The sequence below is a fragment of the Streptomyces sp. NPDC088732 genome, from assembly GCF_044751205.1.
In the GTDB taxonomy this organism is placed as follows: Bacteria; Actinomycetota; Actinomycetes; order Streptomycetales; family Streptomycetaceae; genus Actinacidiphila.
Window position 1 is genome coordinate 479,892 of sequence record NZ_JBIVLI010000002.1, and the last position, 21,290, is coordinate 501,181.

At 71.5% G+C, this 21,290-nt stretch carries 23 protein-coding genes; 9 read left to right on the forward strand and 14 right to left on the reverse strand.

Annotated features, from left to right (window positions below; genetic code table 11):
• Positions 1–217: 217 nt before the first annotated feature.
• The 7 genes from ACIP9H_RS05055 to clpS all read right to left on the reverse strand — a co-directional run bounded on the left by ACIP9H_RS05055 (position 218) and on the right by clpS (position 5,054).
• Positions 218–1,168, reverse strand: a complete 951-nt coding sequence (locus ACIP9H_RS05055; RefSeq protein WP_401583114.1) for a PLP-dependent cysteine synthase family protein — start codon at positions 1,166–1,168, stop codon at positions 218–220.
• On the reverse strand, positions 1,168–1,455 hold the full coding sequence (locus ACIP9H_RS05060) for a MoaD/ThiS family protein (protein WP_401583116.1): 288 nt from the start codon (positions 1,453–1,455) through the stop codon (positions 1,168–1,170). The genes ACIP9H_RS05055 and ACIP9H_RS05060 overlap by 1 nt, the downstream gene beginning before the upstream one ends.
• A gap of 118 nt (positions 1,456–1,573) precedes the next feature.
• Positions 1,574–1,678: a putative leader peptide gene (locus ACIP9H_RS05065; protein WP_319664451.1), complete on the reverse strand. Its 105-nt coding sequence runs from the start codon at positions 1,676–1,678 to the stop codon at positions 1,574–1,576.
• Between the two features lie 66 nt (positions 1,679–1,744).
• The gene (locus tag ACIP9H_RS05070; protein WP_401583118.1) at positions 1,745–2,170 is read right to left on the reverse strand and encodes a Mov34/MPN/PAD-1 family protein; all 426 of its coding nucleotides are present in this window, start codon (positions 2,168–2,170) and stop codon (positions 1,745–1,747) included.
• Between the two features lie 84 nt (positions 2,171–2,254).
• Positions 2,255–3,688 carry an amino acid permease gene (locus tag ACIP9H_RS05075; RefSeq protein ID WP_401957551.1) on the reverse strand — a complete coding sequence of 478 codons (1,434 nt, stop codon included), beginning with the start codon at positions 3,686–3,688 and terminating at the stop codon, positions 2,255–2,257.
• A gap of 387 nt (positions 3,689–4,075) precedes the next feature.
• Positions 4,076–4,651, reverse strand: coding sequence for a DUF2017 domain-containing protein (locus tag ACIP9H_RS05080; protein WP_401583122.1), 576 nt, complete (start codon positions 4,649–4,651; stop codon positions 4,076–4,078).
• 91 nt (positions 4,652–4,742) lie between these two features.
• Positions 4,743–5,054 (reverse strand): ATP-dependent Clp protease adapter ClpS, encoded by a 312-nt coding sequence (clpS, locus tag ACIP9H_RS05085; protein WP_401583123.1) that lies wholly within the window; start codon positions 5,052–5,054, stop codon positions 4,743–4,745.
• Positions 5,055–5,136: 82 nt separating this feature from the next.
• On the opposite strand from clpS, the gene ACIP9H_RS05090 reads away from it, so the two are divergent.
• Complete coding sequence (locus tag ACIP9H_RS05090; protein ID WP_401583124.1) at positions 5,137–6,471, forward strand: nicotinate phosphoribosyltransferase; 1,335 nt, start codon at positions 5,137–5,139, stop codon at positions 6,469–6,471.
• Positions 6,472–6,542: 71 nt separating this feature from the next.
• Positions 6,543–7,136: an isochorismatase family protein gene (locus ACIP9H_RS05095; RefSeq protein ID WP_401583126.1), complete on the forward strand. Its 594-nt coding sequence runs from the start codon at positions 6,543–6,545 to the stop codon at positions 7,134–7,136.
• 14 nt (positions 7,137–7,150) lie between these two features.
• Here the strand turns inward: ACIP9H_RS05095 and ACIP9H_RS05100 are convergent, their stop codons facing one another.
• Both ACIP9H_RS05100 and ACIP9H_RS05105 read right to left on the reverse strand, forming a co-directional pair.
• Positions 7,151–7,480 carry a hypothetical protein gene (locus ACIP9H_RS05100; protein WP_360906125.1) on the reverse strand — a complete coding sequence of 110 codons (330 nt, stop codon included), beginning with the start codon at positions 7,478–7,480 and terminating at the stop codon, positions 7,151–7,153.
• Positions 7,481–7,555: 75 nt separating this feature from the next.
• Complete coding sequence (locus tag ACIP9H_RS05105; RefSeq protein ID WP_401583128.1) at positions 7,556–9,874, reverse strand: immune inhibitor A domain-containing protein; 2,319 nt, start codon at positions 9,872–9,874, stop codon at positions 7,556–7,558.
• A gap of 355 nt (positions 9,875–10,229) precedes the next feature.
• Between ACIP9H_RS05105 and ACIP9H_RS05110 the strand changes: the two genes are divergently transcribed.
• Complete coding sequence (locus ACIP9H_RS05110) at positions 10,230–10,505, forward strand: hypothetical protein (protein WP_401583130.1); 276 nt, start codon at positions 10,230–10,232, stop codon at positions 10,503–10,505.
• Positions 10,506–10,584: 79 nt separating this feature from the next.
• Here the strand turns inward: ACIP9H_RS05110 and ACIP9H_RS05115 are convergent, their stop codons facing one another.
• The 3 genes from ACIP9H_RS05115 to ACIP9H_RS05125 form a co-directional block, all read right to left on the reverse strand.
• A complete protein-coding gene (locus tag ACIP9H_RS05115) occupies positions 10,585–11,235 on the reverse strand; it encodes an RDD family protein (RefSeq protein WP_401583131.1) in 651 nt (216 codons plus the stop codon).
• 79 nt (positions 11,236–11,314) lie between these two features.
• Positions 11,315–11,968, reverse strand: a complete 654-nt coding sequence (locus ACIP9H_RS05120; RefSeq protein ID WP_401583133.1) for an RDD family protein — start codon at positions 11,966–11,968, stop codon at positions 11,315–11,317.
• 63 nt (positions 11,969–12,031) lie between these two features.
• The gene (locus ACIP9H_RS05125) at positions 12,032–13,294 is read right to left on the reverse strand and encodes an RDD family protein (protein WP_401957559.1); all 1,263 of its coding nucleotides are present in this window, start codon (positions 13,292–13,294) and stop codon (positions 12,032–12,034) included.
• 413 nt (positions 13,295–13,707) lie between these two features.
• On the opposite strand from ACIP9H_RS05125, the gene ACIP9H_RS05130 reads away from it, so the two are divergent.
• Positions 13,708–14,199 (forward strand): SsgA family sporulation/cell division regulator, encoded by a 492-nt coding sequence (locus ACIP9H_RS05130; protein ID WP_401583136.1) that lies wholly within the window; start codon positions 13,708–13,710, stop codon positions 14,197–14,199.
• 25 nt (positions 14,200–14,224) lie between these two features.
• On the opposite strand, the gene ACIP9H_RS05135 is transcribed toward ACIP9H_RS05130, so the two are convergent.
• Together ACIP9H_RS05135 and hppD are read right to left on the reverse strand one after the other, a co-directional pair.
• Positions 14,225–15,592, reverse strand: coding sequence for an FAD-binding oxidoreductase (locus tag ACIP9H_RS05135; RefSeq protein WP_401957562.1), 1,368 nt, complete (start codon positions 15,590–15,592; stop codon positions 14,225–14,227).
• A 151-nt stretch (positions 15,593–15,743) separates the two neighbouring features.
• On the reverse strand, positions 15,744–16,889 hold the full coding sequence (gene hppD, locus ACIP9H_RS05140; protein ID WP_401583139.1) for a 4-hydroxyphenylpyruvate dioxygenase: 1,146 nt from the start codon (positions 16,887–16,889) through the stop codon (positions 15,744–15,746).
• A gap of 146 nt (positions 16,890–17,035) precedes the next feature.
• Here hppD and ACIP9H_RS05145 point away from each other — a divergent pair, with 146 nt between their 5' ends.
• The 5 genes from ACIP9H_RS05145 to ACIP9H_RS05165 are packed head-to-tail and all read left to right on the forward strand — an operon-like array spanning position 17,036 to position 21,279.
• Positions 17,036–17,512 (forward strand): Lrp/AsnC family transcriptional regulator, encoded by a 477-nt coding sequence (locus ACIP9H_RS05145; RefSeq protein WP_360906165.1) that lies wholly within the window; start codon positions 17,036–17,038, stop codon positions 17,510–17,512.
• 45 nt (positions 17,513–17,557) lie between these two features.
• A complete protein-coding gene (locus tag ACIP9H_RS05150) occupies positions 17,558–18,205 on the forward strand; it encodes an ABC transporter permease (RefSeq protein ID WP_360906134.1) in 648 nt (215 codons plus the stop codon).
• Positions 18,198–19,439 carry a betaine/proline/choline family ABC transporter ATP-binding protein gene (locus ACIP9H_RS05155; RefSeq protein WP_401583141.1) on the forward strand — a complete coding sequence of 414 codons (1,242 nt, stop codon included), beginning with the start codon at positions 18,198–18,200 and terminating at the stop codon, positions 19,437–19,439. Before ACIP9H_RS05150 ends, ACIP9H_RS05155 begins: the two co-directional genes overlap by 8 nt.
• Positions 19,436–20,302: an ABC transporter permease gene (locus ACIP9H_RS05160; RefSeq protein ID WP_401957566.1), complete on the forward strand. Its 867-nt coding sequence runs from the start codon at positions 19,436–19,438 to the stop codon at positions 20,300–20,302. Before ACIP9H_RS05155 ends, ACIP9H_RS05160 begins: the two co-directional genes overlap by 4 nt.
• A complete protein-coding gene (locus ACIP9H_RS05165) occupies positions 20,299–21,279 on the forward strand; it encodes a glycine betaine ABC transporter substrate-binding protein (protein ID WP_401583145.1) in 981 nt (326 codons plus the stop codon). Before ACIP9H_RS05160 ends, ACIP9H_RS05165 begins: the two co-directional genes overlap by 4 nt.
• Positions 21,280–21,290 lie beyond the last annotated feature (11 nt).

Sequence of the window (21,290 nt, forward strand, 5' to 3'; positions counted from 1 at the left end):
GATTGTTCCGGGGGTCTTGCGGTGGCGCGCCACGATGCCCCATTCCGTACGGGAATGGGGGGAGGGCGGGTGCGACCCGCCATGTGCTTGAGCGTAAGGCGCCCGGGCTGCCCGTGCTCCTCTGCGGAGCCCCGTTGTGGGCGGAATCACCAGTACGGCGCCCTCGCCGCCGGAACTTCGCCGGGACGGGGGCGCCGCTGAGGGGTGCGGGCGGGGTTCAGGCCCAGAGCTGGCCGTGGAGGGCGGCGACGGCCGCCTCGGTGGACTCGGCGGTGTAGATGCCGGTCGACAGGTACTTCCATCCGCCGTCGGCGACGACGAACACGATGTCGGCGCGCTCGCCCGCGCGTTCGGCCTTGCGGGCGACGCCGAGGGCGGCGTGCAGGGCGGCGCCGGTGGAGACCCCGGCGAAGATGCCCTCCTGCTGGAGCAGTTCGCGGGTGCGGGCGACGGCGTCGGCGGAGCCGACGGAGAAGCGGGTGGTGAGGACGGACTCGTCGTAGAGCTCGGGGATGAAGCCCTCGTCGAGGTTGCGCAGTCCGTAGACGAGGTCGTCGTAGCGCGGCTCGGCGGCGACGATCTGCACGCCGGGGACCTTCTCGCGCAGGTAGCGGCCGACGCCCATGAGGGTGCCGGTGGTGCCGAGACCGGCGACGAAGTGGGTGACGGAGGGGAGGTCGGCGAGGATCTCGGGGCCGGTGGTCGCGTAGTGGGCGCCGGCGTTGTCGGGATTGCCGTACTGGTAGAGCATCACCCAGTCCGGGTGCTCGGCGGCCAGTTCCTTGGCGACGCGTACGGCGGTGTTGGAGCCGCCGGCGGCCGGGGAGGGGATGATCTCGGCACCCCACATGGCGAGCAGTTCGCGGCGCTCGGAGGAGGTGTTCTCGGGCATGACGCAGACCATGCGGTAGCCCTTGAGCTTCGCGGCCATGGCCAGGGAGATGCCGGTGTTGCCGGAGGTGGGCTCCAGGATGGTGCAGCCGGGGGTGAGGCGTCCGGAGCGTTCGGCCTGCTCGACCATGTGCAGGGCCGGGCGGTCCTTGACGGAGCCCGTGGGGTTGCGGTCCTCCAGCTTGGCCCAGACGCCGACCTCGGCGGACGGGGACAGGCGCGGCAGCCGTACCAGCGGGGTGTTGCCGACGGCTGCCAGCGGGCTGTCGTACCGCATCAGGCCATTCCACCCGCGACGGCGGGGAGGATGGTGACGCTGTCGCCGTCGGTCAGCTTGGTGGAGATGCCGTCGAGGAAGCGGACGTCCTCGTCGTTGAGGTAGACGTTCACGAAGCGCCGCAGGTCGCCGCCGGCGGCGGTGTCGACGATGCGCTCGCGGATGCCGGTGTGGCGGGTGTCGAGGTCGGTGAGGAGCTCGTCGATCGTGCTGCCGCTGCCGTCGACGGCCTTGGCGCCGCCGGTGTAGCTGCGAAGGATGGTCGGGATGCGGACCTCGATGGCCATGCGGGGCTCCAGTCGGAAGGGCTCGTGTGGTGCGGGCGGCGGTGCGGCGTCCCGGTGTGCGCGGCCCGGCGGACGGGGTCCGGTGGGCGGCCCGGAGCGCGCGGGCGGGGTCGGCGCGTCAGGGGCGGGGACATGCCGCGCCGGCGAGGCGGCACAGGTCGACGTACAGCCGCGCCACGAGCAGGGTGCCCGGCGCCTTGTCGCTCACGTCGTGGAGAACCATGGGGTCATCGTATCGATTCCCCCCGGCCGCCAGAGGTGGTCGTCCCATGATGCGGACGTGGCCGTCTCAGGCGTAGGAGTCCACGATCTCGACGGGTTCCTCGGTGACCTGGCCGTCCACGATGCGGAAGGAACGGAACTGGAAGGGCCCGGCGTCGTCGGTGTCGGCGGTGGACACCAGCACGTAGTGGGCGCCCGGTTCATTGGCGTAGGAGATGTCGGTGCGCGAGGGGTAGGCCTCGGTGGCGGTGTGCGAGTGGTAGACGACCACCGGTTCCTCGTCGCGGTCGTCCATGTCGCGGTAGAGCTTGAGCAGGTCCCCGGAGTCGAACTCGTAGAACGTGGGTGAGCGGGCCGCGTTGAGCATGGGGATGTGCCGCTCGGGCCGGTCGCTGCCGGCCGGTCCCGCGATGACGCCGCACGCCTCGTCGGGGTGGTCGGCACGGGCGTGGGCGACGAGGGCGTCGTGCAGGGCACGGGTGAGGGTCAGCATGGTCGTCAGGATATGCAGTCGGTCTCCGTACGGGAGTACGGAGACCGACTGCCGGACACCGGGCCCGGGGGCCGGCCGTCGGGGCTACTCCTGGGCGAAGGCCAGTGGCTGGTCGGTGGGGGTGCGCCGCTTGGCGGCCTGGTAGCCGACGGCGAGCACGGCGAACCACACGAGCCACACGTACAGGCCGAGCCGGGTGTCGGGGTCGATCGCCATGAGGACGACGACGAGCAGCAGGGCCGCGATGGCGAGCCAGTTGGTGACGGGGGCGCCCGGCATCCGGAAGTCGGAGGCGGGCAGCAGCCCGGCACGGACCCGGGCCCGGTACCGCAGGTGGGCGGCGAGGATCATGGTCCAGGTCCACAGTCCGGCGCAGGTGGCGACCGAGGTGATGTAGAGGAATGCCTTGTCGGGCGAGACGACGTTGACGATCACGCCGATGCCCATGACCAGGGTCGATCCGACAAGTGCGGGCAGCGGCAGGCTCCGGCCGCTGAGGTTGCCCATGGAACGGGGTGCCTCGCCGTTGACGGCCAGGCCGCGCAGCATGCGGCCGGTGGAGTAGATGCCGGAGTTGCACGAGGACAGCGCGGCGGTGAGGACCACGAAGTTCATGATCCCGGCCGCTCCGGGGATGCCGACCTGGGCGAAGACCTGCACGAACGGGCTGACGCCGGCGGTGTACTTGGTCCAGGAGAAGACCGACAGCAGGACGATCAGCGCGCCGACGTAGAAGATGCCGATGCGCACCGGGAGGGTGTTGATCGCCTTGCGCAGGGTCTGCTTGGGGTTCTCGGCCTCGCCCGCGGTGATGCCGACGAGTTCGACGCCGAGGTAGGCGAAGATGACGCCCTGCATGGCGAGCATGGCCTGCCAGGCGCCGTGGGGGGCGAAGCCGCCGTCGGCCCACAGGTGGGTGACCGAGGCGGTGTCGCCGGCGGAGGAGAAGCCGAAGGTGAGCACCCCGACGCCGATGACGATCATGGCGATGATGGCGGTGACCTTGATGCAGGAGAACCAGAACTCCAGCTCGCCGAAGAGCTTGACGGAGACCAGGTTCGCGACGAAGAGCACCACGAGGGCGACGGCGGCGGTGGACCAGACGGGGATCGCCGGCCACCAGAAGTTGATGTACGCGCCGGCGGCCGTGACCTCGGACATGCACGCGGTGACCCACAGCGCCCAGTACGACCAGCCGGTGGCGAAGCCGGTGAAGGGCCCGAAGAACGCGCGGGCGTAGTCGGCGAAGCTGCCGGAAGTGGGGCGGTAGGTGAGGAGTTCGCCGAGGGCCCGCATGATGAAGAAGATCACCACGCCGGCGGCGGCGTAGCAGGCGATGAGGCTGGGCCCGATGTTCGCGATGCCGGTGCTGGAGCCGTAGAAGAGGCCGGTGCCGATGGCGCCGCCGATGGCGATCATCTGGACCTGGCGGGCGTTCAGCGCCCGCTTGTAGCCCTCCGCTGTCGCGGTCCCCTCGGCCCCGCTGCCGGATTCGTGCTCGACCTGCGTCGAGGTCATGTCTGCTGTGCCTTTCTCCATGCCCGGCCGGCCGTGTACGGCTCGGCAGGGCTCCGATCCCCCCGGATGGCTGGAGGTGCACGCCGGGGTCGACCGGCCACGCGACCGACCGCGACTTGGGGTGGCGTCGCGGCCGGTGGTCGAGGATTCGTATCACGGGGCGGGCGTCGGGCACGCAGCGCAAATGTGTCATACGCCTCAGGGAGAAGCGGACAAAAGGTGCGCCGAACGGGAATGCGGCCGCCCGCGGTGACGCGATCGTTATCCGGATTTGAGCGCCCTCTGAGCGGACGGAGGGCGGACGGAGGGCGGACGACGGGCGTACGGCGGGCCGACGCGGGGGTGCCGGGGGAGGGCGGTGCGGAGCCCGGGCGGCGGGCTCCGCGATCACACCTGGAGGGTGGCCACCAGACTCTCCTGGAGGCCGCCGAGCCACAGGTAGGCGAGGACGAGCGGCTTGCGCTCGTCGGAGTCGGGGAGGTGGTAGAGCTCGTTCTCCTCGTCGTCAGTGACCTCCAGCCGGGACCCCAGCGTCAGCCGCAGGTCGTTGAGGGTCCCGAGCCACTGCAGCGCCTCGGCCTCGGTCAGGGTCAGCACCGCTCCCCCGCGGCGGCCCGGGCTCAGCGCGTCGAGGCTGCGCACCACGGCGAGGGCGTCGCCGCGCTTGCGGGCGCGCAGGTCGTTCTCGGTGAAGCGGCGGAACTCCGCCGAGTCGGCCGTCTCCTCGTAGGCGTCGGGGAACAGCCGGGCCAGGGCCGGGTCCTGCGGGGGCTTGGTCGGGCCGTCCTCGAAGAGGCCGGCGAACGGGTCGGCGGGTTCGCCGTCGCCGGTGCCGCTGTCGCCGTCGCCGGGCCCGATCAGCTCCAGGAGCTGGACGGCCAGGTTGCGCAGGATGGAGATCTCGACCTCGTCGAGCGCGACGGCGGCGGTGCCACCGGGCGTGGACTCGAAGTACCCGGGCATGTGTGTCTCAGCCGTCCTCATGGTGCTCGGCGGTGGTGGTCTGCGGGATCGGCGGTGCGTCCGGTCGTGCCGCGCAGCGGTGCGGTGGTGCTCAGCGGTCCTGGGTGAGCGTGGCCCACAGCCCGTATCCGTGCATCGCCTGCACGTCGCGTTCCATCTCCTCGCGGGTGCCGCTGGAGACCACGGCGCGACCCTTGTGATGGACGTCGAGCATCAGCTTGGTGGCCTTGTCCTTCGGGTACCCGAAGTACGCCTGGAAGACGTACGTCACATAGCTCATCAGATTGACCGGGTCGTTGTGGACGACGGTCACCCAGGGAACGTCCGGGGACGGCGCCTCGAAGGGGGCCTCGCTCGACTCGGTCCGTTCGATCTCTGCGGGGGCGACACTCACGGGTCCCATGCTGTCACCAGATCGCGCCCGCAGGGAAACCGGCCCCCGAGAAATCGTCACTCTGACGAGAGTTGGGGGTAGCATCCTCGCCATGAGCTCTGCAGACCTGGGGCTGCCCGTGGCCGTCCCCTCCACCGCGCTCTTCACCGACCGCTACGAGCTGACCATGCTGCAGGCGGCGCTGCGCAGCGGCGCGGCCGACCGCCGTTCGGTGTTCGAGGTGTTCACCCGCCGGCTGCCCGAGGGGCGGCGGTACGGGGTCGTGGGCGGCACCGGCCGCCTGCTCGACGCGGTGGAGAACTTCCGCTTCGACGACGGCATCCTCGGCTTCCTGGAACGCGAGCGGGTCGTCGACGCCGCCACCTTGAAGTGGCTGGCGGACTACCGCTTCCGCGGCGACGTCGCCGGCTACCCCGAGGGCGAGGTGTACTTCCCCGGCTCGCCGATCCTGCGGGTGGAGGGCTCCTTCGCCGAGGCCGTCCTGCTGGAGACCGTCGTGCTGTCCGTCCTCAACCACGACAGCGCCATCGCGGCCGCCGCCTCCCGGATGGCCGTGGCCGCGGCCGGCCGTCCGCTGATGGAGATGGGCGCCCGCCGGGCGCACGAGCTGTCGGCGGTGGCCGCCTCGCGCGCCGCCTACGTCGGCGGTTTTGTCTCGTCGAGCAATCTGGCCGCCGGTTTCCGGTACGGCCTGCCCACCATCGGCACCAGCGCTCACGCCTTCACCCTGCTGCACGACAGCGAGCGGGACGCCTTCACCGCCCAGGTGGAGTCGCTGGGCCGGGGCACGACCTTGCTGGTCGACACCTACGACGTGGCCGAGGCGGTCCGCGCGGCCGTCGAGATCGCCGGCCCCGAGCTCGGCGCGGTGCGCATCGACTCCGGCGACCTGCTGCTGCTCGCCCACCGGGTGCGGCAGCAACTGGACGACCTCGGCGCCAAGGACACCCGGATCGTGGTCACCTCCGACCTGGACGAGTACGCCATCGCCTCGCTGGCGGCGGCGCCGGTCGACGCGTACGGCGTGGGCACCTCCGTGGTCACCGGCAGCGGCCACCCGACCTGCTCGATGGTCTACAAACTGGTCGCCCGAGCCGCCTCCGACGCCCCCGACGCGCCCCTGGTGCCGGTCGCCAAGAAGTCGATGGGCGGCAAGACCAGCGTCGGCGGCCGCAAGTGGGCGGCGCGCCGGCTGGACGCCGACGGCGTCGCGGAGGCCGAGGTGGTCGGCACCGGTCCGGTGCCGGCGGCGCTGGCGGACCGGCAGCTGCTGGTGCCGCTGGTGACCGGCGGCGAGGTCGTCGCCCGGGAACCGCTGGAGGCCGCGCGCCTGCGGCACGTCGAGGCGCGCGCCGGTCTGCCCCTGTCGGCGACTCAGCTCTCCCGCGGCGAGCCGGCCCTGCCCACGGAGTACGCCGGCTGGTGAGGCCCCCTGCCGCGAACGGGACGCGGTACGTACAGTCGATGGACCGCGAGCAACGGAAGGACGGATCCCTGATGCACCGGGCACTGATCGTCGTGGACGTGCAGAACGATTTCTGCGAGGGCGGCAGCCTGGCGGTCGCCGGCGGCGCGGGGGTGGCCGCCGCGATCACCGACCTCATCGGGGACGCCGCGGCCGGTTACCGCTATGTCGTGGCGACCCGCGACCACCACATCGAACCCGGCGACCACTTCTCCGAGCGGCCGGACTACATCCACACCTGGCCGGTGCACTGCGTGGCCGGCACCGAGGGCGTGGGCTTCCACCCCAACTTCGCGCCGGCCGTCGCCTCCGGCGCGGTGGACGCGGTCTTCGACAAGGGCCACTACTCGGGCGCGTACAGCGGCTTCGAGGGCGCCGACGAGAACGGCACGGGACTGGCGCAGTGGCTGGGCGCGCACGGGGTGAGCGAGGTCGACGTGGTCGGCATCGCCACGGACCACTGCGTGCGGGCCACCGCGCTGGACGCGGTCCGGGCGGGTCTGCGCACCCGGGTGCTGCTGGACCTGACGGCCGGGGTGATGCGGGAGACGACGGACCGGGCGACGGACGAGCTGCGGGCCGCCGGCGCGGAGCTCACGGGCAAGCCGGTCGTGGGCGCGGCGTAGGTCGTGCCGCGGTCCTAGTGGGCGGCGGGGCGCCGGGCGGTCGGGCCCAGCAGGGCCGCGATGGACTGCCAGGGCTCGGCGGGGGCGGCGGGGATGCGGCGCCAGACCAGGCCGTCGGGGTGGTGCAGGACGGCGTTGATCTCGTCGCCGGTGGGCGGTTCGAGGTTGCCCGCGAGACGGGCGGTGCGAAAGCCCAGGTTACGCAGCCGGGTGAGGGCGCGCTGCCGGTTCGCGGAGACGACGATCACCCGTATGTGGTCGTCGGGTGAGCCGCCGGGCGAGGGCAGCCGGAGGGCGACGATGACGTCGCCGCTCGGGAGCCTGGTGAACCCGCCGCTGGCCATACGCACATGATCTGCGGATCGGCCCCCGTCCACCAGGGGACGGGGGCCGATCAGGTCACTTCGAGCGGTGTGCGATCACTTGTGGGACGGGCCGACCTTGATCGTGATAGTGCTGCCGTCCCGGGCCTCGTGCTCGATCGAGATGCGGGTGTTGGTGGGGGACACCTTCACACCGCCGGTCGGGTTCGCGGAGGACCAGTAGGTGTTCTTGTCGTCGAACACCGGGTTGCCGGGCTGGCTCGGGATCCGGGTGGCGACGCCGTTCTTGTGCAGGGTGATGGCGTCGGTGCGGGACGTGGTGAACGTGGAGTCGTAGGCCTGCACGCGGTTGCGCTGCAGCGTGCCGTCCTTCCACAGCAGCGGCTTCGGGTGGGCGTCGATCGGGAGGATCTTGCCCGCGCCCGGGTGCGCGCTGACGTTGTTGTCGTTCATCGAGGTGTCCCACAGCCAGACCAGCAGGCCGTTCTGGTAGGCGTAGTGCTCGACCCAGTTGTCCTTGGGCGCGGCCCAGCCGAAGTTGTACGGGCCGACCTTGAGGGTCTTGTCGTACGAGACGTACTGGCGGTTCTCGGCGATGTAGTACTGCGGGTACTCCGAGGAGAACGTGGAGCCCTTGGCGGTGAAGCCGTCGGCGGTCCAGCCGTTGTCGCCGTTCTCGGCGCCGTCGCTGAACACGGTCGCGCCGTCCGCGGTCAGCGTGATCGCGTCGGCCAGGAAGCCCTTCTGGGCCACGCCGCCGTCGCTCTGGTAGCGGAAGCGGAGCTTGACCGACGAGCCGGCGTACGCGCCGAGCGGGAACACCATGTCCTGGTAGGAGGCCGCGGTGCCGGTCAGGGCCGGCTTCCCGCTGGCGTCGCGCGGGAGCGGGGCGCCGCCGACGGTGCCGTCGACCGCGTTCCAGGTGGCGCCGCCGTCGGTGGACACCTCGGTGTAGAGGTAGTCGTAGTTCTCCTCGATGTCGTACCAGCCCTTGAGGGCCAGGCTCGCCGAGGACTTGCCGGTGAGGTCGACCGTGCGGGTGAGGGTGTTGCTCAGGTTGTCACCGCTGCCGCTCCACCACTGCTTGGTGCCCTCCGCCGGGGTGGCGAGCTCCGTGGTCACGGTCTTCTCGGGGAGCGTGACGACCAGGCCCTGCTTGTTCCTGGTGTTGTACTCCGAGACGCCGAGGGTGGTGGTCGACTTCGCACCGGCCTTGGCGGTGGCGTAGTTCAGCCAGCCCAGCTGGAGCTTGTCCCAGGCGGTCATGTCGCCGGGCAGGTCGCCGATGGCGTCCTTGCCGGTGCCGAGCCAGGAACCCGAGGACATCAGCGTCCAGAAGCCGGTGGAGTTCTCGGCGGTGTTGGTGGTGTCGTAGTGGTCCGGCAGACCGAGGTCGTGGCCGAACTCGTGGGCGAAGACGCCGAGGCCGCCGTTCTCGGGCTGCACGGTGTAGTCGCCGACCCACACGCCGGTGTCGCCGATCTGGGTGCCGCCGAGCAGGTTGCCGGCCGGGCCGGTCGCGCCCGCGTCGGTGCCGAAGGCGTACCAGCGGTGGGCCCAGATCGCGTCCTCGCCCTGGGCGCCGCCGCCGGCGGACTCGTCCTCACCGGCGTGCACGATCTGGAAGTGGTCGATGTAGCCGTCGGGCTCGTTGAAGTTGCCGTCGCCGTCGTAGTCGTAGCGGTCCCACTGGTCGTACTCGGCCAGCTTCGCCTTGATCTGGGCGGCGGAGTCACCGGCGGCCCTGCGCGCGTCGACCCACTTGTTCACCGCGTCGGCGACGAGGTTCCAGGTGCAGGTGTCGCACTTGTTGCTGCCGTAACGGGCTTCGTTCCAGTCGACCTTGACCCAGTCGGCGACCTCGCCGGCGACGGAGTAGCGGCCGGAGGACTGCTTCTCGTAGTACTTCGCCATCGACTCCTTGCCGGAGGCCTTGGAGAAGTACAGGTCCTGGAAGTGCTGCTTGTTGTAGTCCGCCTGCCACGCCGTGCTGTTGTCCTTGCGGCGGTCCGGCTTGGCGATGGAGTTGTGCGCGGGACCGGTGGTGCCGCCGTAGGCGGGGTCGGCCTTGTCCCCGAACTCGGCGAGGATCACGAATATCTTGTCGGTCTTCTCGCGCTTGAGCTCGACGTACTTGTTCCTGCCGAGCTTCACCACGCCCGAGGCGCCGCGGTCCTCGACCTTGGACTTGCCGGATATGACCTGTTCGATCGCCTGCTGGCGCTGGGACGCCTGACGCTCGCTCAGCGGGCCCTTCAGGTCGTGCGCGACCCGCTCCGCCCGAGCCGGGTCCTTCCGCACGGCGCCGGCCTGAGAGTCGGCCTGGGCTGCCGCGACGGGGAAGGCGCCGGCACCTATTGCGGCGATCGCCACGGCCAGAGCGGCGGATCTGATGGTCCGTCGGTGGCTTATCACTGTGATTTGACCTCCCTAGGGTGAGGCCATTGCACCGGAGTGACGTGAGAAAAGACAGATCTTGACTTGGTCATGACCGACAAGTACGGTGAGCGACCGGTCCGTTGCGCATAGCGGACGTTCCGGGCTGCCCAAGCGGCTGAACGGCGAACAGAGTTGGGTCCTCCGAAGATCGCGATGCGACCCCCTGCGCCCCCCATGCTTCCGTACCGTGGGTTAGGTCACGCTTACCGGATGTTCCGTCCGGGCATCCCGAAACGTAGAGTCGGTGGACGGCGTGCCACCTGTGAGCCACCCGAAAGACCGCCCTGGCCGACGCTTCGACACCATCGACGTACACGAGGACGGATCTGCCATGCCGCGTCCCACCCCCGCCCAGATCTCCTACGGTTCCGCGACCGTGGTGCTCTCGACCCTGGCGATGCTGCTGCTGTCCGAGGCACGTTCGGGCACCGGCGTCGCGGTCATCGCGGCCGCCGGGCTGCTGCTCGGCGTCCTGGTCGCCGTCACGGCGCCCCTGCCGGCCGCCGGCCGTCGCGCCCGCAGTGCGCCGGCCGCCACGCCGGTCCCACGCCCACGGGTGCGCGGCACCGCCGAACCGCGCGTCGAGGAGCACTCGCTGCACCGCTGAGCGATTCGCCGCACCCCCCGGCACGACAACGGCCCCGGAGTCTTCGCTCCGGGGCCGTCGTACATGTCCTTGCCGTCGGTCAGACCTTGACGACGACGGTCTTGGCCGCCTTGTCGTGCCAGCACTGGCGGTAGGGCTTGTCCCACAGGTGCGACAGCACGTTGAGCAGCGAGAGGATGACGCCGACGCAGGGCACGATGCCGATGAAGGAGTACACCGCCGCGCGGGCCCAGGCCGCAGAGCCGGGCGCGCTGCCGTCCGCGAGCTTCGCGACGCGGATCTTCATGACCTTCTTGCCGATGGTCTGGCCGGTGGACTGCAGCATCAGCGCCTCGTAGACGAACTGGCCGCCGAAGACGAGCAGTTCGATGACGAGGAAGGCACCGGTGTCCATGACCGACGTGCCCGTGACCACCAGGAGGATGATCAGCGCCACGAAGAACATGCCGAAGTCGATCAGCCGGGCGAGGAAGCGCTGGCCGCTGTCGGCCAGCGGCGGCATGCCCGCCAGGGCCGGGTCCACGGGCATCTGGCCGTAACCGGCGGGCGGCGCCTGCGGGTAGCCGTAGGGCGACGCGGGCTGCTGCGGGAACGGCGGCGGCTGCTGCTGGTCATAGGGGTTCTGGCCCTGAGGGTGAGGCTGCTGGCCGTACGGATTCTGGCCGTACGGATCCTGACCCCCCGAGCCGCCCTGCGGGTAACCGTAACCGGGCGGTTGATTCGAACTCATAGAGTGAGTAAATCAGCCGGGCATGACGTCGCATAGTGGCAATACGTCACGGCCCTGCGACGATCGTCGCGGTGATGTCTCAAGCCGCGGAGACCACCACGGTTTGCCCGGCTTTGTCGTGCAGACACTGCCGGTACGGCTTGTCCCAGGTGCACCACAGCACCTCGATGATCCAGAAGATCGAGCCGCAGCACGGGATGACCGGCACCAGGGAGTAGACCGCCTCGCGTTTGAGCGCCGCCGGGGTCGAGGGGTTGGTGCCGTCGGCCAGCATGCCGACCCGCACCTTGAGCAGCTTCTTGCCCAGGCTCTGCCCGTAGCGGGTGAGCATCAGCACCTGGTAGACGAGGTAGACCACCGCGTAGATCACGCCCTCGGCGAAGCCCTTGCCGTAACCGCTGGTGTAGTCGTAGGCACCCCAGAACGCCCAGGTGATCGCGTAGACGGGGATGCCGATGATCAGTCCGTCGACAATGCGGGCGAGCAGCCGGCGGCCCCGGTGCGCCAGCGGCGGCATCCCCGCGAGCGGGTCGGGCGTGGGCGCACCGCCGTACGGGGTGTCGTACGGACCGCCCTGCGGGGCGCCGCCGTAGGGGCCGCCCGGGTAGACCGGGGGCGGCTGGTCGTACGGCCCGCCGCTCGCCGGCGGAGTCCCGGACGGCGGCGGCGGGGAGGGCTGCTGCGGCTCCTCGGGAGGCTTCGCGAACGGGTCCTCGGGCCGGTCGGTGCTCATGCCCCGAGTGAAACCCGGACGCCGTGGGGACGCCTCCGGCGTGGTCCGTTCGGGTGGCGGTTCTCAGCGGTCCGCGGCCACGAAGGTGCGCGCCGCCTTGTCGTGCCAGCACTGGCGCCACGGGCGGTCGAAGGCGCACCACAGCAGGCCGAGGAAGCCGATCAGCAGGGCGGCCGGCACGGTGCGCGTGAGCCAGCGCAGCAGCGACCTGCCGAAGCCGGGTGCGTGCCGGTCCTCGATGTCCAGCACGCGCAGGCCGCACAGCTTCTTGCCGAGGGTGCGGCCCCACTTGGCGGTCGGCAGCACCTCGAACAGCACACCGGCGACGAGCGCGACACCGAGGACGATGCCGAGCTGCGTGGCCGTCGTGCCGTCGAGGAACCACACGGTGACCGTCCCGCCGGACAGCCGGGCGGCGTCCATCTTGTCCTGGACGTGCTCGTACGCGGCGGTGCCCAGTGGCACGGCGGCCGCGGCGACGACCGCGCCCGTGAGCAGCGAGTCCACGACCCGGGCGAGCAGCCGCTTGCCGAGCGGGCCGGGACGCGCCTGTTCCCGCGCGGAGGCGAACGGGTCGTCGGCGACGGGCCGCCGCGGCGCGGGCGTGCCGGGGGCCTGTCCGCCGGTCCCGCCGCCGCTGCCCGCGGTGCCGTTCTGCGCGGGCACCTGGGGCTGTCCCTGGCGGGCCAGTTCCTGCACCTGCTGGGCCCAGGGGACGGGGTTCGCGCCCCGTGCCACGGGGGCGCCCGCGGTGGGCGCGGAGGCGATGGCCGGGGCGGGCGCCGGCCCGGGGGCCGGCGGGGGCGCGGGGACCGGTGAAGGTGCCGGGGCGGGAGCGGGAGCGGAGACGGAGGCGGACGTGGGGGTGGGAGCGGGGGTCGGGGCGGAGGGGGCGACGGGGGCGGACGCGGCGGCCTGGGGCGCGCCCCCGTGCTCCTGCGCGCCCCACGAGATCCGCGGGGACGGCTCCTGCCGCGCCGGGTCGGCCGCCCATTGCGAGACGGACGGCCCGCGTTCGACGGCGGGCGCCTGCGGGTCCTCGTCGAGGAACATCGGGCCCGACTCGTCCACCGCGGGGGTGCGGCGCACCGGCGGCGCGGGAGGGGCGGGCGCCACGGGTGCCGGAGGGGCGGCGGCCACCGCCGGGCCGGGGACGAGCAGCGGGGCACCGGTGGGCGGCGCGAGGTTCTCACCGGGCTGCGGCGCGGGGCGGCTCGTGCCGGGGACCCACGAGGAACCGTTCCAGTACCGGATGTAGCCCGGGATGGACGGGTCCGGGTAGTACCCGGGGCCGGGCACACTCCCGCCGCTGATTCCGGAGGTCATCGGTGGCAACTCCCATCACGTCCCGTCACGGCCACGCGCTCGGCCGGTCCGCCGCCCGGCGGTCCAAGGAGGACATTAACGAAGAACGCACCATCCGGAAGAAAGAAACGAGGCCCGGCCCAGGATCCGCAATCCAGGGCATTTCATCGCACCGGACCGGCTACGCTTCCCGCTTGACGGGTGCCCAGGGGAGCGGGTGACCCGTCGTCAGGCCATGCCGTGCCGCGACCGGCGAACCATGTGTGTATCGCATGCATGCAACTGCCGTCACACCTTCGGGAAAAGTCTTCCCGATCATGGGAAGCCGCGTAATGGTGAGTGCCCAATGCGCTCTCTCCCGGTGCGGGCCCCGCGCAGCACCTCGCCGCGCAGTACCGCCAGGGGCCTTGTGCCGAGGAAAGGACGACGACGCCATGCAGACCGTGGTGGAACGGGAACTGGAGATGAACCTGGTGCTGTCGCCGGAGCGCAGCATCGCCGTGCCGGCCCGGCTGGCCTACCGGGTCGAGGACCCCTTCGCCGTGCACATCGCCTTCCACATCGGGTCGCAGTCCCCGGTGAACTGGACCTTCGCGCGGGAGTTGCTCGTCGAGGGGGTGTTCCGGCCCTGCGGCCACGGGGACGTGCGGATCTGGCCGACCAAGACCGACGGGCGCAGCATCATCTGCATGGCGCTGAGCTCACCGGACGGGAACGCGCTGCTGGAGGCGGCGTCCATGCCGGTGGCGGCGTGGCTGGAGCGCACACTGCGCGTGGTGCCGCCGGGGACGGAGCTGGACCACCTGGCCATGGACGAGCGCCTGGACGAACTGCTGGCCCCGACCGCGGGCACGGCCGGTGAGCCGCGGGACGACCTGTGGCTGCGCGATCCGTGGTCGGGGCTGGACGAGTCCCCGGAGGCCTAGCCGGGCGCCGGTGCGGGCGCGGCCTTCAGAACAGCTTGCCGGGGTTGAGGATGCCGAGCGGGTCGAACACCGCCTTGATGCCGCGCTGCATCTCCATGCCCACCGGGCCGAGTTCGCGGGCCAGCCACTCCTTCTTCAGCACGCCCACGCCGTGTTCGCCGGTGATCGTGCCGCCGAGTTCGAGCCCGAGCGCCATGATCGCGTCGAAGGACTCCCTGGCCCGCCGGGACTCCTCCGGGTCGGCCGCGTCGAAGCAGACGACGGGGTGGGTGTTGCCGTCGCCGGCGTGGGCGCAGACACCGATGGTCAGTTCGTGCTCGGCGGCGACGGCCGCGACCCCGTCGAGCAGGGCGCCCAGCCGGCCGCGCGGCACGCAGACGTCGTCGATCATCGTGGCGGTGGAGACCCGCTCCAGCGCGGGCAGCGCCATCCGCCGTGCCTGGAGCAGCATTTCGGACTCCATGGCGTCCTCGGCGGGGACGACCTGCGTGGCGCCCGCGGCCAGGCACAGCTCCCCCACCGCGGCCAGGTCGGCGGCCGGGTCGGGGGTGTCGAAGGCGGCCAGCAGCAGGGCCTCGGTCGACTCGGGCAGGCCCATCGCGGTCATGGCGTTGACCGCGCGCACCGTCGTGCCGTCCATGAGCTCCAGCAGGGACGGCACATGGCCGCCCGACATGATGTCGCAGACCGCGGCGCAGGCCGCCTGCGCGGAGGGGAACTCGGCGACCATCGCGAGCTGGGCGGGCGGGGCCGGCTTGAGCGCGAGGATGGCGCGGACGACGATGCCGAGGCTGCCCTCGGAGCCGACGAACAGCCGGGTCAGGTCGTAGCCCGCGACGCCCTTGGCGGTACGGCGCCCGGTGCGCATCAGGCGCCCGTCGGCGAGCACCACGTCCAGCCCGAGCACGTACTCGGCGGTGACGCCGTACTTCACGCAGCACAGGCCGCCGGATCCGGTGCCGATGTTGCCGCCGATGGTGCACTGCTCCCAGCTGGAGGGGTCGGGCGGGTAGTACAGCCCGCGTTCGGCGACGGCACGGGACAGCGCGGCGTTGACCACCCCGGGCTCGACGACCGCGACCCGGTCGACGGGGTCGATCTCCAGCACACGGTTCATCCTGGTGAGCGACAGCACGATGCAGCCCTCGGACGCGTTGGCCGCGCCCGACAGGCCGGTGCGGGCGCCCTGCGGCACCACGGGCACCCGCAGCGCGGTGGCGGTCCGCATGATGTGCCGGACCTCCTCGACGGTCCGCGGCAGGCAGACGACGGCCGGCGCTCCGGCCGGGCAGAAGCTCGCCATGTCGTTGGCGTAGGAGGTGGTGACGTCGGGGTCGGTGAGGATCGCCTCGGCGGGAAGCCCGGCGCGCAGCCGTTCGATGAGATCACCCATGCCCACAGCCTCGCACCGCCGGGGGCGGCGGGGAAGGACGCCGACCGGCGATCCCGCGGCGGCGGGCTCCCGGGACCGGGGACGCGGCCGGCGCCGGACCACGCCCTCCCCCGCGGGGGGCGGTCCGGCGCCGGAATTCACGGCGAAGGGATCAGAGGTTGCCGCGGCGCTCCTGCTCGCGCTCGATCGCTTCGAAGAGGGCCTTGAAGTTGCCCTTGCCGAAGCCCATCGAACCGTGGCGCTCGATCATTTCGAAGAAGACGGTCGGGCGATCCTGGACGGGCTTGGTGAAGATCTGCAGCAAGTAGCCGTCTTCGTCCCGGTCTACGAGGATCTTCAGCTCCCGCAGGGTCTCGATCGGCACGCGGGTGTCGCCGGCCCACTCGCCGAGGGTGTCGTAGTAGGAGTCGGGCGTGTCCAGGAACTCAACGCCCGCCGCGCGCATGGCGCGCACGCTGGCGACGATGTCGTTGGTGGCGAGCGCGATGTGCTGGACGCCGGGGCCGCCGTAGAACTCCAGGTACTCGTCGATCTGCGACTTCTTCTTCGCGATCGCCGGCTCGTTGATGGGGAACTTGACCTTCAGCGTGCCGTCCGCCACGACCTTTGACATCAGGGCGGAGTACTCGGTGGCGATGTCGTCGCCGACGAACTCCTTCATGTTCGTGAAGCCCATGACGCGGTTGTAGAAGGCGACCCAGTCGTTCATCCTGCCGAGCTCGACGTTGCCGACGCAGTGGTCGATCGCCTGGAAGAAGCGCTTGGCCGGCGGCTCCACGATCGGCTCGGCGGCGACGTAGCCGGGCAGGTACGGGCCCTTGTAGCCGCCGCGCTCCACGAGGGTGTGGCGGGTCTCGCCGTAGGTGGCGATGGCGGCCAGCACGACCGTGCCGTACTCGTCCGAGACCTCGCGCGGCGCCTCCAGCCCGGTCGCGCCGTGCGCGAGGGCGTAGTCGTAGGCGGCGCGGACGTCGGGGACCTCCAGCGCCAGGTCGACGACGCCGTCGCCGTGGGCGGCCACATGCTGCTCCAGGAAGCGGCCGTGGTCGGTCGCGGCCCGGACGACGGAGGTGAACACGAACCGGGCACTGCCGGACTCCAGCACGTACGACGCGGTCTCGCGGCTGCCGTTCTCCGGTCCGGAGTAGGCGACGCGCTTCATGCCGAAGGCGGTCGAGTAGTAGTGCGCCGCCTGCTTGGCGTTGCCCACCGCGAAGACGACCGCGTCCATCCCCTTGACCGGGAACGGGTCGGCGTCGCCTGCGGTGCCGGGGGTGTGATCCAGGGTCTCAGTCATGGCGCCAGCCTCGCCCCGGGGGCCAAGGTGCGCAATAGTTCCAGGAACGAGTGAGCAATCTGTACAGCGGTTCGGGCATAACGGGCGGCATTCTGCACAGAGTGACCACTGTCACAGCGGCGACCACACGAGGGCGGCGGGACATCATGGGCATCGACCGACTGGACGGCCGGCTGATCGCGCTCCTCGCGCGGGAGCCGCGGATCGGCGTGCTGGAGGCCTCCCGGCGGCTCGGCGTGGCCCGCGGCACCGTGCAGGCGCGGCTGGACCGGCTTCAGGCCAATGGGGTGATCCGGGGCTTCGGCCCGCAGGTGGACCCGGCGGCGCTCGGCTATCCGGTGACGGCGTTCGCGACGCTGGAGATCAAGCAGGGCCAAGGCCCCGATGTGCGCGCGCACTTGAGGGCGGTGCCGGAGGTGCTGGAGCTGCACACCACGACCGGCCAGGGGGACATGCTCTGCCGCCTGGTCGCCCGGTCCAACGCCGATCTCCAACGTGTGATCGACCGGGTTGTGGGCTTTGATGGCATCGTGCGGGCCGCCACCGCGATCGTCATGGAGAATCCGGTCCCGCTGCGGATCATCCCGCTGGTCGAGCAGGCGGCACGGGACGCGGAACCGTGACCGGCGCCGCCGGCGGCGGGCGAGGCAGGCAGGTGGTGAGGCCGGATGAGCTTCTGGGCGTACCTCACCAGCCGCCGCGAGCAACTGCTGGCCGACGCCTACCAGCAGGCCAGCCTGGTCTTCCAGTGCATGGTGCTGGCCACCGCGATCGGGGTGGCGGTGGGCGTGCTCAGCTACCGCCGCGGCTGGACCGCGGGCCTGGCCGTCACCTCCACCGCGACGATCCTCACCATTCCCTCCCTGGCGCTGATCGGTCTGCTGATCCCCTGGCTGGGCCTCGGCGTCCCGCCGACGGTCACCGCGCTGACGCTGTACGGGCTGCTGCCGGTGGTGCGCAACACGATCGTGGGCCTGCGCGGGGTCGACCCGGCCCTGGTGGACGCCGCCCGCGGGATCGGCATGTCGCGCCCGGCGGCGCTGGCCCGGGTGGAACTGCCGCTGGCGTGGCCGCCGATCCTGACCGGCATCCGGGTGGCGACGCAGATGCTGATGGGCATCGCCGCGATCGCCGCGTACGCCTCGGGTCCGGGCCTCGGCAACGAGATCTTCCGCGGCATCGCCTCGCTGGGCAGCGCCAACGCCCTCAACCAGGTGCTGGCCGGAACGATCGGCATCGTCGTCCTCGCGCTGCTCTTCGACGCCGCCTATGTGCTGATCGGGCGGCTGACCATCCCGAGGGGGATCCGTGGCTGAGGCGGCGGGCGCGACCATCGAGCTGGAGCAGCTGACCAAGCGCTACCCGGGCAGCGCGGAACCGGCCGTGGACAGCGTGTCCATGGAGATCAAGGCGGGCGAGACGGTGATCTTCGTCGGGCCGTCCGGCTGCGGCAAGTCCACCACCCTGAAGATGATCAACCGGCTGATCGAGCCGACCTCCGGGCGCATCCGCATCGGCGGCGAGGACGTCACCGACATGGACCCGGTGAAGCTGCGCCGCAAGATCGGCTACGCGATCCAGTCCTCCGGGCTCTTCCCGCACATGACGGTCGCGGAGAACATCGCGCTCGTCCCCCGGATGGTCGGCTGGTCCAGGGCCCGGGTGCGGGAGCGGGTCGCCGAGATGCTGGACCTGGTGGGCCTGGACCCGCGCGAGTTCCGGGGCCGCTACCCCCGCCAGCTGTCGGGCGGCCAGCAGCAGCGGGTGGGCGTGGCGCGGGCGCTGGCCGCCGACCCGCCGGTGCTGCTGATGGACGAGCCGTTCGGCGCGGTCGACCCGATCACCCGCGACCACCTCCAGGACGAGCTGATCCGGCTCCAGCACGAACTGCACAAGACCATCGTCTTCGTCACCCACGACTTCGACGAGGCCATCAAGCTCGGCGACCGCATCGCGGTGCTGCGCGAACGCTCCCACATCGCCCAGTTCGACACCCCGGAGGCGATCCTGACGAACCCGGCCGACGACTTCGTCTCCGGTTTCGTCGGTGCGGGCGCGGCCCTGAAGCGGCTCAACCTCACCCGGGTCCGCGACGTGGGCGTCGCCGACTTCCCGACGGTGAGCGTGGACGACCCGCTGCAGTCGATCTTCGACCGGCTGCGGGCGTCGAGCCTGACCAACGAACTGCTGCTGCTGGACCGCAAGGGCCGCCCCTACAAGTGGCTGCGGCGCGGCGACCTCATGCGGGCCAAGGGCTCGCTCGCCCGCGCCGGGACGCTCGTGGGCGACACGGTCACCCGGGACGCGACGCTGCGGGACGCCCTGGAGGCGGTGCTGACCGACAGCAGCGGGCGGGTCGCGGTCACCGGCCGGCGCGGGGAGTTCACCGGCGTGGTGGACATGGAGACGCTGCTCAACTCCGTCCACGAGATGCTGGAGGCCGACCGGCTGGCGGCGCTGGAGCACCGGCACGACCTGGAGGAGCTGCGGGCCCCGCAGACCCGGGCGGAGCAGGAGGGCGCCGACCACGAGCCGGGAGCCCGCGCATGACGGGCCGCAGGGGCGCCGCGGACGCCGCCGGCCCTCCGCCGGCCGCCCAGGAGGAGGGTGGGGATCCCAGTGAATCAGGGGAATCAGGCGAGTCAGGGGAGCCGTCCGCGCCCGGCGCCCCGCACGGGCGGCGGCCCACCTGGCGGCACCTGGTGGTCACCCCCGCCGTGCTGGCCGCCGTGCTCGTCGCCACCTATGTGTGGATCACATCGGTCCACCTCGACTCCATCGCCGCGAACGCCCTGGCGGGCGACACCGTCCGGGTGCGGCTGTGGCAGCACGTCGAGCTGACCGCCTGGTCGACCTTCTGGGTGCTGGTCATCGCGATCCCGCTGGGCACCGCCCTGACCCGGCGCGGGCTGCGGGCCGCGGCGCCCGTCGTGACCGCGGTCGCCAACGTCGGGCAGGCGACCCCGGCCATCGGGATGCTGGCGCTGCTGGTGATCTGGCTCGGTATCGGGCCACGCACGGCCCTGGTGGGCATGGTCGTCTATGCCGTGCTGCCGGTGCTGTCCAACACCATGGCGGGGCTCAGGGCGATCGACCCGACGCTCGTCGAGGCCTCGCGCGGCATCGGGATGTCGGCACTGGGCACCCTGTCGCGGGTCGAACTGCCGCTGGCCGTACCGCTGATCCTCGCCGGGGTGCGCACGGCGCTGGTGCTGAACGTCGGCACGGCGACGCTCGCCACCTTCGTCGGCGGCGGGGGCCTGGGCGACATCATCACCACCGGTATCGTCACCCAGCGCATGCCGGTGCTGATCCTGGGCTCGGTGCTGACCGTGGTGCTGGCGCTGCTGGTGGACTGGCTCGCCTCGCTGGCCGAGCAGATGATGCGCCCGCGCGGCCTGGAGGACACATGAGCCGCCGCCGCACGACCGTTGCCCTGGCCTCGTGCGCGGCGCTGCTGGCCGCGGCGCCGGGCTGCGGGCTCAAGAGCGGCAGCCCGCTGGCCGACGACGTCCGTCCCGGCAGCCTCGGCCGGGGCCTGCCGCTGAAGGGCGCGACGCTGACGGTGACGTCCAAGAGCTTCAGCGAGCAGATCGTCCTCGGCTCGATGATCGGGCTGGTCTTCAAGGCCGCGGGCGCCGACGTGGTGGACCGTACGAACATCCAGGGCTCGATCGGGGCCCGCGAGGCCGTCCGGTCCGGCGACGCGGACGCCATGTACGAGTACACCGGCACCGCCTGGATCACCTACCTCGGCAACGACGAGCCGATCACCGACCCGCGGGCGCAGTGGCAGGCCGTCCACGACGCCGACCTGAGGAACGGCATCACCTGGCTGCCGCCGTCCACCCTCGACAACACCTACGCGCTCGCCACCACCCGGGCGAAGAACCGCCCCTACGGCCTGCGGACCCTGTCCGACGTCGCCGCGCTCTCGCACCGGAAGCCGTCGGCCGTCACCTTGTGCGTGGACAACGAGTTCGCCTCCCGCGACGACGGGCTGCCCGGCATGGTGAAGGCGTACGGCATGAACCTGCCCGCCTCCCACATCCGCAAGATGGACACCGGCGTCATCTACACCCAGATCCCGAAGCCGGGTTCCTGCCTGCTCGGCGAGGTCTACACCACGGACGGCCGGATCGCCTCCCTGCACCTGGAGGTCATGGAGGACGACAAGCACTTCTTCCCCAACTACGACGCCGCGCCCGTCGTCAACAGCAAGGCCCTCAAGCGCTGGCCGGCGATCCGGGACCTGCTGGACCCGATCTCGCGCAGGCTCACCACGGCCGTGGGACGCGAGCTCAACGCCAAGGTCGACGTGGAGGGCGAGGACCCGCGCGCGGTCGCCAAGGAGTGGCTGGTGAAGGAGGGCTTCATCACGGAGGGCTGAGCGGCCCCGCG